The sequence below is a fragment of the Curtobacterium sp. 1310 genome (assembly GCF_017834105.1).
Lineage (GTDB): Bacteria > Actinomycetota > Actinomycetes > Actinomycetales > Microbacteriaceae > Curtobacterium.
Genome location: NZ_JAFICY010000008.1, coordinates 99,911 through 112,609 on the forward strand (window position 1 = coordinate 99,911; position 12,699 = coordinate 112,609).

Annotated in this window: 11 protein-coding genes; 8 read left to right on the plus strand and 3 right to left on the minus strand. The window is 73.1% G+C overall.

What is annotated here, in order from left to right; translation table 11 throughout:
• The first annotated feature begins 10 nt into the window (after nt 1–10).
• From JOD95_RS16020 to JOD95_RS16030, 3 genes are all read left to right on the plus strand, one after another.
• Nucleotides 11–1,699, plus strand: coding sequence for a sodium:proton antiporter (locus tag JOD95_RS16020; protein WP_209686086.1), 1,689 nt, complete (start codon nt 11–13; stop codon nt 1,697–1,699).
• A gap of 294 nt (nt 1,700–1,993) precedes the next feature.
• The gene (locus tag JOD95_RS16025) at nt 1,994–3,418 is read left to right on the plus strand and encodes an ABC transporter permease (RefSeq protein ID WP_066653225.1); all 1,425 of its coding nucleotides are present in this window, start codon (nt 1,994–1,996) and stop codon (nt 3,416–3,418) included.
• Nucleotides 3,419–3,465: 47 nt separating this feature from the next.
• Nucleotides 3,466–3,765 (plus strand): hypothetical protein, encoded by a 300-nt coding sequence (locus tag JOD95_RS16030; RefSeq protein ID WP_066653223.1) that lies wholly within the window; start codon nt 3,466–3,468, stop codon nt 3,763–3,765.
• On the opposite strand, the gene JOD95_RS16035 is transcribed toward JOD95_RS16030, so the two are convergent.
• Nucleotides 3,762–4,268 carry an 8-oxo-dGTP diphosphatase gene (locus tag JOD95_RS16035; RefSeq protein ID WP_066653220.1) on the minus strand — a complete coding sequence of 169 codons (507 nt, stop codon included), beginning with the start codon at nt 4,266–4,268 and terminating at the stop codon, nt 3,762–3,764. The two genes, JOD95_RS16030 and JOD95_RS16035, sit on opposite strands and share 4 nt — an antisense overlap.
• A gap of 84 nt (nt 4,269–4,352) precedes the next feature.
• Here JOD95_RS16035 and JOD95_RS16040 point away from each other — a divergent pair, with 84 nt between their 5' ends.
• Together JOD95_RS16040 and JOD95_RS16045 are read left to right on the plus strand one after the other, a co-directional pair.
• Nucleotides 4,353–4,703, plus strand: coding sequence for a tryptophan synthase subunit alpha (locus JOD95_RS16040; RefSeq protein WP_066653218.1), 351 nt, complete (start codon nt 4,353–4,355; stop codon nt 4,701–4,703).
• Between the two features lie 35 nt (nt 4,704–4,738).
• A complete protein-coding gene (locus JOD95_RS16045) occupies nt 4,739–5,629 on the plus strand; it encodes an aminodeoxychorismate lyase (protein ID WP_066653216.1) in 891 nt (296 codons plus the stop codon).
• Between the two features lie 138 nt (nt 5,630–5,767).
• On the opposite strand, the gene JOD95_RS16050 is transcribed toward JOD95_RS16045, so the two are convergent.
• Complete coding sequence (locus tag JOD95_RS16050) at nt 5,768–6,967, minus strand: amidohydrolase (RefSeq protein ID WP_209686088.1); 1,200 nt, start codon at nt 6,965–6,967, stop codon at nt 5,768–5,770.
• Between the two features lie 110 nt (nt 6,968–7,077).
• Between JOD95_RS16050 and JOD95_RS16055 the strand changes: the two genes are divergently transcribed.
• Together JOD95_RS16055 and JOD95_RS16060 are read left to right on the plus strand one after the other, a co-directional pair.
• A complete protein-coding gene (locus tag JOD95_RS16055) occupies nt 7,078–8,310 on the plus strand; it encodes a Fic family protein (RefSeq protein WP_209686090.1) in 1,233 nt (410 codons plus the stop codon).
• Nucleotides 8,307–10,478: a S9 family peptidase gene (locus JOD95_RS16060; protein WP_209686092.1), complete on the plus strand. Its 2,172-nt coding sequence runs from the start codon at nt 8,307–8,309 to the stop codon at nt 10,476–10,478. Before JOD95_RS16055 ends, JOD95_RS16060 begins: the two co-directional genes overlap by 4 nt.
• Nucleotides 10,479–10,585: 107 nt before the next feature.
• On the opposite strand, the gene JOD95_RS16065 is transcribed toward JOD95_RS16060, so the two are convergent.
• Entirely contained in the window at nt 10,586–12,118 is a 1,533-nt protein-coding gene (locus JOD95_RS16065; protein ID WP_209686094.1) for a CYTH domain-containing protein, read from the minus strand.
• Nucleotides 12,119–12,178: 60 nt separating this feature from the next.
• Between JOD95_RS16065 and JOD95_RS16070 the strand changes: the two genes are divergently transcribed.
• Entirely contained in the window at nt 12,179–12,451 is a 273-nt protein-coding gene (locus JOD95_RS16070; protein ID WP_066653207.1) for a mycoredoxin, read from the plus strand.
• Nucleotides 12,452–12,699: the final 248 nt, after the last annotated feature.

The window sequence follows — 12,699 nt, forward strand, 5'->3', positions numbered from 1 at the left end:
AATGGACACCATGGACACCGCGGAACTCCTCATCCTGTTGATCGGTTCACTCGCGGTGACCGGCTTCGCGCGGGCCAAGGGGCTGCCCGCGCCGCTGCTCGTCACGGCCGTGGCGCTCGCGGTGTCGTTCCTGCCGGGCCTGCCGGAGATCGAGATCGACTCCGAGGTGATCCTCACCGTCGTCCTGCCGCCGCTGCTCTACTCCGCCGCCCTCGACGTGTCGTGGCAGAGCTTCCGGCAGTCCATCAAGCAGATCCGCCGTCTCGGTATCTTCCTCGTGATCGTCACCGCGCTCGCGGTCGCCCTCGCCGCGTACATCATCATCCCGGACATGGACTGGCCCGCGGCGATCCTGCTCGGCGCCGTCGTCGCCCCGCCGGACGCGGTGTCCGCCGCGGCGATCGGCCGGAAGCTCGGACTCCCCCGCCGGGTGATGACGGTCCTGTCCGGCGAGAGCCTCATCAACGACGCCGCGTCCCTCACCCTCGTGCGGGTCTTCACGCTCATCGCGGCGGGGACGTCGCTGACGATCTGGCAGGACCTCGGCATCTTCGGGCTCGCGATCGGTGTCGGCCTGGCGGTGGGCATCGTCCTCGGCGTCGCCGTCCACTGGATCCGGATGCGCATCAACGACCCGGTCGTCGAGACGATCATGAGCATCCTGCTGCCCTTCGTCGCGTACGTCCTCGCCGAGCACCTCTCCGGCTCCGGGGTCATCGCCGTGGTCACCGCGGGGCTGTACATCGGCTACAACTCGCCGAAGGAGGGCTACGCGACCCGGCTGCAGGAGCGCCCGCTGTGGACGAGTGCGGACGTGATCCTCGAGGGGTTCGTCTTCGCCCTCATCGGCCTGCAGCTGAAGACCGTCGTCCAGGACCTCGTCGAGAGCGACCGCAGCCTGACGCAGACCCTCACCGCGGCGGCCGTCGTCCTGGTCGTCGTGATCCTCGTGCGACCGCTCTTCGTGTTCGAGTCGTACGCGCGCAACCGCTTCAACGGCCGGTGGCTGCGGCCGTTGCGCGTCCGACTGTCCCGCGGTCACCCGTCCCTGCGCTGGCTGCGCGGCTCCGCCGAACCGAAGCTGAACTGGCGGGAGCTCACCGTCATCTCGTGGACCGGCATGCGCGGTGTGGTGACCCTCGCCGCGGCGGTCTCCGTCGTCGGCAACTCGGTCGACGTCAAGGCGCAGGACACCATCTTCGTGATCGCCTTCGTGGTCACCGTCGGCACGCTCCTGCTCCAGGGGCTGACCCTGCCGTTCGTGATCCGGGCGCTGAAGGTGCAGGACCCGGCCGAGGGCGAGGCGGACGTCCGGAGCGAGATGCGCCTCAACCAGCGCACCACCGAGGCCGCGATCGCCCTGCTCGAACGGAGGCGACCGGCGTGGGCCGAGCAGTACGGCGCCGAGGCATCGGACAGCGTCGTGAACCGACTGAAGGCCCGCCTCGAACGACAGGCCGAGACGTTCCGCCGCGACGCCGAGGAAGAGGAGGTCGAGGACCGGAACGCTCCGCTGCGACTCCGCGGCGCCCAGATCCAGGACATCCGCCGCGAACTGCTCGACCGTCGCCGCGAGATCGTGCTCGAGGAACGCGAGAAGGGCAACCTCGACGAGGAGGTCATGCGCCGCGTGCTCGTGACGCTCGACGCCGAGGAACTCGCGATGGACTCGGCCCAGGCCTCCCGCAGCCGGTCCTGACCCGGCGCTGCCGGTCCCGGGCCGCCGCAGCCGGTCCTGCCCCGACAGCTCACGGGGCACGGTGAGCACGCCCGGCGTACCGTGATGCTCCGACCAGCAGAAGGAGCAGAGCGCCGAGTGAGCGAGCCGCGGAACGACGTCCCCAGGAAGAGCGACCTCCCCGATCGTGACGGAGCGCCGCGGTCGTCCGCGCCGAAGCCCCGGCAGACCCGGCCCTCGACGCGGGGCGGTTCGCGGCCACGTCGCGGTGCTCCCGTCGCCGGCAGCCGGAGCGCCGGCAGCCGTGCGGGGCGCGTGCGCCAGGCACCGGTGCCCGAGCCGCAGCGGATCAGCCGGTACCGCCGCTGGTACGGCACGCTCCACCCCTCGCTGCAGCTCATCGGGCTGCAGCTCTGGATGCCGCTGTTCTTCATCGTCGGCTTCTGCCTCTGCTACGTCTTCGCCTTCCACGCTCCCCACCCGCACGGCGTCCCCGTCGCCCTGGTCGGCAGCGACCCGACCCTCGTCGCCGCCGTCGGCAAGGCCCTGCCCGGTGAGTACGTGTTCCACACGTACGAGTCGCTGGCCCGCGCGAAGCAGGACGTCCTGGCCGGCACGATGGCCGTCGCGTACGACCCTTCGGCGAACGAGGTCTTCAAGGCGAGCGCCCACCAGTTCCAGGTCGCCTCGCTCGTCCCCGCGACGCTGACCAGCGTGCTCACCGGGATCGGAGTCGCCGCCCCGACCGTCACCGAGCTCGCACCGCTGCCCGCGTACGACGAGTACGGCACCGTCGCGATGTACGTCATGCTCGCCTGGTGCATCGGCGGCTACATGGTCGCGATGTTCATCGGCATCATGGGCGGTCCGCTGCGGCACCGCACCCGCATGACCGTGATCGTCGTCGGCGGCCTCGTGATCTCCCTGATCACGAACACGCTCGCCGGCCCGGTCGTCGGCGCGATCCACGGGCACTGGATCGGACTCGTGCTCATCGCCTGGGGCTGGATCGTCGCGATCGGTCTCGCCGTCAACGGCCTGAGCTACTTCGTCGGCCGGTTCATCGCCGCGCCCGCGATGATCTGCTTCGTCTTCCTGTCGATGCCGTCCTCCGGCGGCGCGTACCCGAAGTGGTTCATGCCGGAGCCCTTTGCGTGGCTCAACCACGTCGTGGTCGGCTCGAGCATGGTCGACATGATCAAGCACGAGATCTACGGCGTCGGCCCCGGCTTCGGTCGCGGGCTGGTCACGATGGGCTGTTACGCCGCCGCCGGGCTCGTGCTGATGTTCTTCGGCAAGCAGTGGTGGGAGCGCCGTCGCATCGCGGCGATCGTGAACAACCGCACGACGATGTTCCAGGACGCGCAGACCGCGAACCGCGAGTTCCTCGGGAAGCAGCGGGACGCCGAGCTCGAGCGCCACGGACTGACCTCGACCGAGACCGGCACGCTGAGCGTCCTGCGCGACGACGACTGGGAGGACGAGCGTGTCGCCGGCGACGTCTTCACCGGCGGTCGCGACGGGCTCGAGCAGGAGACCACCCCGACCGGACGCATCCCCGTGGTGCGGCAGGCGGACCGGTCCGGCCCGGCGCGACCGGGAGGCGCTGCCACCGGCCCCCGCACCCGTCCCGTCCCCCGCGTGGACGCGTCCGGTCGCCGCCCGGCGCCGGCAGGATCGCGCACGACGCGGACCGGCGCGCCCGACGAGCGCCAGCACGGGCGGCACGCCGAGCGCTGACGCGCGCACGCTCGGCCGCTCCCCGGAGCGCGCGTATCCTGTTCCGCATGCACCCGCGCACCGCCTGGCACCGCGTCCTCGTCACCGCCGTCGTGGCGTTCCTCGTGCTCGCGGCAGCGCTCTACGCCGCGAGCGTGTTCCTCGCCCCCGCCGACGGCCGGAACACCGCCGGGCTGTTCGTCGGCTGGGCGATGTTCGCGGTCCTCGGGGCGATCGCGGCGGGCATCGTCGACTTCTTCGTCCGCCCGCTCGGTGGTCGCAGCGGGGACGCCGACGTCCTCGCCGCCGCGGAGGAGGCGCGCACCGGCAGCACCCGCGTCCAGCAGGGTCGTGCGGGCGCCCGCTAGACGCCTTCGCCGCTGAAGCCCGAGACGGTCGCGTTGTCCTCCGCGAAGGTGAAGCGCGCCGTGACGGTCCCGCCGGCCAGCACGCCCGGCAACCAGTAGCGCGCGTCGTCCCACATCGCGTCGTAGGGCACCGCGTCGACGGGGACCCACCGCGGCTCCAGCTCGTCGCTGCCCGACGGGGTCCCCTGCCAGCGGCGGCAGACGAAGACGTCCGAGCGCTGCGACCAGGACGGTCGGAACGGGAACCGGTAGTCCAACGTGCCACGCGCCTCCAGGTCGTCCGACTCGAGCCGCAGACCGACCTCCTCCGCCACCTCGCGCACCGCTGCCGCCACCGGCGGCTCCCCCGGCTCGCGCTTGCCGCCCGGACCGACGAGGCGCCCGGCCCCGAGCCCCCGACGCTTCTCGCCGAGCAGCACCTCGGGGCCGTCGGGACCGTCACGGAGCAGGTAGACGACCACGACCGGGGCGTGCTGGGACTTCGTCTCGTCGCGTTCGGTCACGGTCCCCAGTCTGGCGGACGTGTCCGGTGGACGCTCCGCGCTGGCGTACGATCGCTGGCATGGCAGGCGTGCTGCGGGGGCACCATGGCTGAGCCCCGCAGGACCGGGCGCAGCCTCGAAGTGCTGCGCGCCGAGGCCGCCGAGGAGATCTCGATGATCGTCGAGCACCGCAGCCGTGCGGGCGAGGACCCGTGGGAGTTCATGCCGACGCTCCCGACCGTCGACGAGCAGGTCGTGCTCATCCTCCGCGCCGATGCCGTCGAGCTCGACGCCGCGATCGGGCAGCGCAGCGTGCACTGGGCGGGCCACCCGGCCTCCGGGCAGGGCACCGAGCTCGGCGAGGAGTACCACCGGCTCCGCCGGATCGCCCTGCAGCACCCCGAGCTGACGCCGGCGGTGTGGAAGCTCATGGGCGCGCTCCCCGGGCGCGACTGACGACCACCGACCCGGTGCTGCGGTTGGATGGTGGCATGACCGACACCGTCCTCGCCGTCCTCAACCAGCCCTCGCGCGACGCCGCCCCGCACGACCCCGAGGCCGACGCGTACACGTGGGCGAAGCCGCTCGAGGAGCACCTGCAGGTGCAGGACCTCGGGGCGATCCGCGGCGACGGGGTGTTCGAGACCATCACGGTGGTCGACGGGCGGCCGCAGGCGCTCGAACCGCACCTCGCCCGCTTCGTGCGGTCCGCGGCGATGCTCGACCTGCCCACGCCGGACGTCGACGCGTGGCGCCAGGCGATCGAGGCGGTGTGCGCCCGGCTCGACCCGGTGCACGAGGCCTTCGCGAAGACCGTCATGACCCGCGGCGTCGAGGGCTCGGGTCGACCGACCGGCTGGGTCTACGCGGCACCGTCCGGCGACCAGACGCCCGCGCGGACGGCGGGCATCGCCGTCGTGACGCTCGACCGCGGCTACCGGCACGACGTCGAGCGGACCTCGCCGTGGTTGCTGCAGGGCGCGAAGACGCTGTCGTACGCGGTGAACATGGCGGCGCTCCGCGAGGCCGAGCGCCGCGGAGCGGACGACGCGCTCTTCGTCTCGACGGACGGGTACGTGCTCGAGGGCACCCGCGCGAACCTGGTGATGTCCGTCGACGGCAGGTTCGTGACGCCGCGGACCGACATCGGCATCCTGGCCGGGACGACGCAGGCCGACGTCTTCCGGTTCGCCGAGGGCGAGGGCATCGCGACCTCGTACGAGCTCGTCACGCTGGCCGACCTGGAGGCCTCCGACGCCCTGTGGCTGCTGTCGAGCGTCCGCCAGGCGGCACCGATCCGGTCCGTGAACGGCGTCGCGCGGGAGATGGACCTGCCGATGACCGAGCGCATCAACGACTTCCTGCTGTCCCGCGACGCCTGACGCTCGGCGCCCCCTTCGCGGAACGCAACGTCGGCGGTTGCGCGCAGCGGTACGGCGTTGCGAGCAACCGCCGAGGTTGCGTCTTGCGGACGGGAGGACCGTGGCGGGGCCGCCACGAGCCTCCAGACCGTCATCCGGTCACCAGCGCGGCGTGGTGACGCCCGTCCCGTCGGCCCACTCGTACACGGACGTGCCCTCGATCCAGACGCGCGTCGCGCGGCTGGTCGCGGCCAGCGGGTCGCCGTCCCACAGGACGAGGTCGGCGTCGAAGCCCGGTGCGATGCGGCCGACACGGTCCCCGAAGCCGAGGAAGGCTGCGGGGTTGGTGGTGAGGGCCTCGAGCGCGGTCTGCCAGGGCAGGCCCTCCTTGACGGCCGCCGTGGCCTGGTCGACCAGCATCGCGATCGGCACGACCGGGGCGTCGGTGGTGATGGCCACGCGGACACCGGCGGCGGCGAGCGCCACGACGTTCGGGATGCCGCGGTCGCAGAGTTCGACCTTCGAGCGGCGCGTGAACAGCGGGCCGTAGATCACCGGGACGTCGCGCTCGGCGAGCAGGTCGGCGATCTTGTGCGCCTCGGTGCCGTGGTTGACGACGAGCCGGTACCCGAACTCGTCGGCCAGGCGGAGCGCGGTCGCGAGGTCGTCGTGCCGGTGGACGTGCTGGTCCCACGCGAGCTCGCCGTCGAGCACCCGGACGAGCGTCTCGTTCGTCAGGTCGCGGGTGAACGGCTCCCCCTTCGCGGCGGCGGCCGCACGGGCGGCGCGGTAGTCCTGCGCGGCGACGAACGCCTCGCGGACGACCTTCGCCACGCCGAGGCGCGTCGACGGCGTCCTCCCCTTGTCGCCGTACACGCGCTTCGGGTTCTCGCCGAGGGCGCTCTTGACGCTGACGGCGTCGGAGATGAGCTGCTCGTCGATCGTGCGACCACCCCAGGTCTTGATCGCGACGGTCTGCCCGCCGATCGGGTTGCCCGAACCGGGCTTCACGACGATGCTCGTGATGCCGCCGGACAGTGCGTCGCGGAACCCCTCGTCGTCGATGTCCACGGCGTCGATCGCCCGCACCGCAGCCTGGTTCGGGTCGGTCATCTCGTTGGTGTCGTTGCCGGCCCAGCCGTTCGCCTCCTCGTGGATGCCGACGTGGCCGTGCGACTCGACGAACCCGGGGACGAGCCAGGCGCCGGCGGCGTCGACGACGGGGAGGCCGGGCGGCGGAGCCACGTCGGGGCCGACGGCGGTGATGCGGCCGTCCTCCACGACGACGGCACCCCCGTCGAAGGGCGGAGCGGTGACGGGGACGACGTGGGCCCCGGTGACGACGAACGAGTTGCGCATGCCACCACGGTACGGCGGAGCACCGTCGTCCCCGCGACATACCGATCCCTGGCGTCCGCGGTCGCGTCCGTCCTACCGTCTCGACACCGACGATCGACGCAGGAGGCTCCGTGTCCCGACCCCGACCACCCTGGCCCGCCCACGACACCGTCGTCCGGCCGTGGCGCAGCGCCACCCGCGGCGACCGGACCGTCCGGCAAGCGGCGACCGTCACCGCTTCGGTCCCACCGTGCATCGCCGACGCGCACTGGGAGCCCGACGGAGCGACCGCTGCACTGCTCGACCGGAGCCTGACGGCGCTCCGGGCGCTCGACGAGGACGGCGGAGCCGGTCCCCTGCACCGGCTGCTCACCCGGACCGAGGCGGTCGCGACCTCGCGCATCGAGCACGAGGACGCCACGGCCGAGGACGTCGCCCGGGCGCTGGTGGGCGTGCGCGCGAACACGAGCGCCTCGGTGATGGTGCAGGCCGGGGACGCCCTCGAGCGCCTGGTGCGGGCAGCCGGAGCCGGACACCTCGACGAGACCGCGCTCCTCGACGCCCACCGTGGTCTGCTGCGCGGCGACCCCGTGGACGGCCCGCACGCGGGTCGCTACCGCACCGTGCAGAACTGGATCGGGGGCGGGCGCACACCACGGGACGCCGACCACGTCCCACCGCCGCCCGAGTTCGTCCCGTCGCTCATGGCCGACCTGTTCGCGTTCCTCGCGCGCGACGACCTGCACCCCGTGGCCCAGGCGGCGATCGCACACGCGCAGTTCGAGTCGATCCACCCGTTCACCGACGGCAACGGACGGACCGGTCGCGCGCTCGTCGCGGCGGTCCTGCGGCACCGGGGTGCGACGCGGACCGCGAGTCCACCCGTCTCGTCCGTCCTGGTCGCCGAGCGCACCCGGTACTTCCAGCACCTGACGCAGTACCGCGAGGGACACGTGGACGCGTGGGTGCGCGACGTCGCGATCGCCGTGGGCGCGGGGTCGGACGAGGCGCTCGTGACGGGGCTGCTGCTCGACGAGGTCGCCGCGGACCGTGCGGCGACGACCTGCGCCGCCGGCCCGCACGCGGTGCTCGGGCGGGCGCTCGACCAGGACGCCGTCCTGACGGAGGACCACGCGGAGGAGCTCCTCCGCCGCGCGATCGCGCGGGGCGACGTCTCGGGGACGGCCGAGACGCTGCTCGAGACGACGGTCACCGACCTGTGCCGCGCCGGGGTCCTCCGACCGGTGACCGCCCGTCGCCGTCGCCGTGCGTGGATCGCGCCCGCGGTGGCGGCCGAACTCGACGCCTTCGCCGAGCGCGTTCGAGCAGGTGTCGAAGCCCGGGCGCATAGGGTGGCGTGGTGAGCAGTGAGCACGCCCAGGCCACCCCGCCGACCGCCGCGAAGCGGCCCGTCACGCGGATCCACCACGGCATCGAGTTCGTCGACGACTACGAGTGGATGCGGGACAAGGAGTCACCGGAGACCCTCGCCCACCTCGAGGCCGAGAACGCCTGGACCGAGGCACAGACCGAGCACCTGACCGGCCTCCGCGACCGCATCTTCGCCGAGGTCAAGAACCGCGTGCAGGAGACGGACCTCTCCGTCCCGGTGCGCATGGGCGACTGGTGGTACTTCACGCGGACGGCCGAGGGCAGCCAGTACGGCGTGCACTGCCGCGCACCGATCACCGGCCCGGACGACTGGACGCCGCCCGCGGTCGACGAGGGTGCGACGGCCCTGCCCGGGGAGCAGGTCGTCCTCGACGGCAACGCCCTGGCCGAGGGGCACGACTTCTTCTCGCTCGGCAGCTACGACATCAGCGACGACGGGACCCGTCTCCTCTACGGCGTCGACGTCGAGGGCGACGAGCGCTACACGCTGCACGTGCGCGACCTCACGACGGGCACCGACCTCGGCGACGAGATCCCGGACACCGGCTCGGGCGCGACCTTCGACCCGTCCGGGCGCTACGTGTTCTACCCGACCGTCGACGAGTCCTGGCGTCCGGACCGCATCTGGCGGCACACCGTCGGCAGCGCCACCGGCGACGACGTCGTCGTGTTCGAGGAGTCCGACGACCGCTACTGGGTCGGCGTCGGCGTGACCCGCTCGTCGCAGTACATCGTCATCGAGCTCGGCTCCAAGATCACGTCCGAGGCACTGGTGCTCGACGCCGCCGACCCGACCGGCGAGTTCCGGGTCGTGTGGCCGCGGCGCGAGGGGGTCGAGTACGAGATCGAGCACGCCATCGTCGGCGGGAGCGACCGCTTCCTGGTGCTGCACAACGACGGCGCCGAGAACTTCGAACTCGTCGACGTCCCCGCCGACGACCCCACCTCGGAGCACGACCGCCGCGTCGTCGTCGCGCACCACACCGAGCGCCGCATCGAGTCCGTCGACGCCTTCGCCGGGCACCTGGCGCTCGAGTACCGGGCCGAGGCGCTCCCCCGCGTCGCCGTCATCCCGATCGAGGGCGACGGCTACGGCGACGCGCACGAGGTCCCCTTCGACGAGGCGCTCTTCTCGGCAGGGCTCGGCGGCAACCCCGAGTGGGAGCAGCCGACCCTGCGCATCGGGTACACGTCGTTCGTCACCCCGTCCGAGGTCAGCGACCTCGACCTGGCGACCGGCGAGGTCACGGTGCTCAAGCGACAGCCGGTCCTCGGCGGCTACGACCCGGCCGACTACGTGCAGGAGCGTGACTGGGCGACGGCCCCGGACGGCACGCAGGTGCCGATCTCGCTCGTCTGGCGCCGCGACGCGGTGGACGCCGACGGCCCGGCGCCGCTGCACCTCTACGGGTACGGCTCCTACGAGCACTCCATCGACCCGGGCTTCAGCGTCATGCGCCTGTCCCTGCTCGACCGCGGCGTCGTCTTCGCGGTCGCCCACGTGCGGGGCGGCGGCGAGATGGGGCGGCACTGGTACGAGGACGGCAAGACGCTGACGAAGAAGAACACGTTCACCGACTTCGTCGCGGTCGCCGAGCACCTGATCGAGAGCGGTCGGACGAGCGCCGACCGTCTCGTCGCCGAGGGCGGCAGCGCCGGTGGCCTGCTCATGGGCGCGGTCGCGAACCTCGCGCCGGAGTGCTTCGCCGGCATCCTGGCCGCCGTCCCGTTCGTCGACGCGCTCACGAGCATCCTCGACCCGGACCTGCCGCTCACGGTGATCGAGTGGGACGAGTGGGGCGACCCGCTGCACGATGCCGAGGTCTACCGGTACATGAGCGAGTACTCGCCGTACGAGAACGTGCGCGACGACGTGCAGTACCCACGGATCCTCGCCGTGACGTCGATCAACGACACCCGTGTGCTCTACGTCGAGCCGGCGAAGTGGACCGCGAAGCTGCGCGAGGTCGGGGCGCCGGTCCTGCTGAAGACCGAGATGGCCGCGGGGCACGGCGGCGTGAGCGGCCGGTACGACTCGTGGCGCGAGCGCGCGTTCGAGCTCGCCTGGTTGCTCGAGGTGCTCGGCCTGGCCGACGTGAACCCCGCGGCGGCCTCAGCGGAGCCGATCGCCGCCGGCTGAGCGCCGCCGCTGCCGATCGTCCCGCGGGAGCAACAGGACTCCACCGGAGTTCGGTGGAGTCCTGTCGCTCCCACGGAATGCTGCGCGACGCAGCGCGCCGAGCCGCGTCAGACGCGGTTGAGTGCCTGCACGGCCTGGTCGTACGAGTCCTCGGCGAGCCGCACGCGGTCCCCCGCGAGCACGCCGTACCCGAACGTCCCCTCACCACCACGCTCGGCGATGCCGGAGTGCATGCGGAGCACGTCGAGGGCGTGCAGGGAGCGCACCCGCTCGGTCAGCACGTCCGCGGCGTCCCCGATGCGCTTCCACAGCGCGTGCGGGAAGGCGTCGTCCCCGAGCACGTCCATCGCCGCCCGGGCGCGGGTCGCAGCGCGCCAGGCGGTCTCGGTCGCCGCACGGTCGGCGGCTTCACGGTCGACAGGGCCGACGCTCTCGTCGTCGTCCCCGACCGCGTTGCGGACCAGGTCACGGACGCGTGGCTTCTCGACCGCCGAGACGTCCTGAGCGACGTGCTTCGGCGACCGGAGCGCCCACGCCGTCGGCGCCGGACGCTCGACGGCGTCGTCGAGGGCGTCGAGGAGTTCGAGGTAGCGCTCGGAGTGCAGGAAGGCCGTGACCTCGCCGACCGCGACGGCACGGCGCTCGCGGGTGGCGGCGAGCACCCGCTCCCGGGTCATCGCGTCGACGAGCAGGTCCTGTGCCGGCGTCGATGCGTGGGGCAGACGCTCCACGAGGTAGTCGGCCAGCGCAGCGCGCGCCGTCACGGCGGCGAGGGCGTCCGCGGCCTCGGCTGCTCGGTCGGTCGCCGGGGTCGCCGGGAACGCAGGACGGTACGAGCCGAGCACGGCGGCGATGTCGAGGGAGGTCCTCGCCGTCTCGCGGAGGTCCGTCTCCGCCCCGGCGCGCAGCTGTCCTTCGAGGGCGAGCAGGGTCGATCGCAGCTTGCGCAGGCGCTTCGTCAGTGCCCGCGCCGCGGTGTGCTTCTCCGGCTTCTCCGCCGTGCGGAGCCGGGCGGCGGGCGCGCCCTCCAGGCCGCGGGCGAGCTTCGAGGTGACCGCCGCGGGGTGCGCGTCGATGTCGGCGAAGCGACCGTCGAGTGCGGCGAAGAGCTCGTGCGCCACCTGTTCGTCGACGCCCTCGGCCACCTCGACCTCGACCTCGCGCCAGGTGCGCGGGGTCGCGGGCGCGTGGTCGTCGAGGCGCTGGGCGACCACGCGGTCGTCGGCGAGTTCGGCGACCTGGTCGTCGTCCTCGTCGAGCAACCGCACGACCGCCCGCGTGGTGGTGATGCGGACGACGGGGCGCAGGCCGCGGCCCCGGCGCTCGGCGAACAGCGCGGCCAGGACCTCGTCGGGCACGGTGTCGGGATCGTCCGTCAGGGCGAAGTGCTGCTCGTGCCGGACGGTGTCCGACGCGGCGCGCTTGATGTGCCATCCCGCGTCCGGGCCACCCGTCCGTCGGCGGACGGTCACCCGCGAGGCGACGAGGTCGTACCGCTCGGTGTCCCAGTAGGTGGCGTCGAGGCCGAACGGCTCCTGGCGCTCCGTCCGGGCGATGCTGCCGACGCCGATGAGGTCCGGCAGGTCGTCGCCCTCGGGCATGTCGTACGTACGCTCGATCTCGAGGTGGGTGTCCGTCACGCGGTCCTGTCTACCAGGGGTCACCGGGGTTCCCCGAACCGGCGGGGTTAGCCTGGGCACATGAGCGAGACAGTCACCCGCGACGCGTTCGTGCCCGAGGCCGGCGGCGTCACGATGTTCACGACGAGCTGGTGCGGCTACTGCGCCCGGCTGAAGAACCAGATGTCGAAGGCGGGCGTGCCGTTCCGCGAGGTCGACATCGAGCAGACCCCCGGCACCGCGGAGCTCGTCGCCGAGGTCAACGGCGGCAACCAGACCGTGCCGACGCTGGTCTTCCCGGACGGCAGCACCGCGACGAACCCGTCCCTGGCCGAGGTGCAGTCGCGCGTCTGACGCGAGGCGCCGATGGCGCGCTGCACAACGAGAAGCGGGGGGGGGGGGGGCGGGGGGGGGGGGGGGGGGGGGGGGGGGGGTGGGGGGGGGGGGGGGGGGGGGGGGGGGGGGGGGGGGGGGGGGGGGGGGGGGGGGGGGGGGGGGGGGGGGGGGGGGGGGGGGGGGGGGGGGGGGTGGGGGGGGGGGGGGGGGGGGCGCGGGGGGGCGCCGCCCCCCCCCCCCCCCCCCCGGGGCGGGTGCGCGGTCAG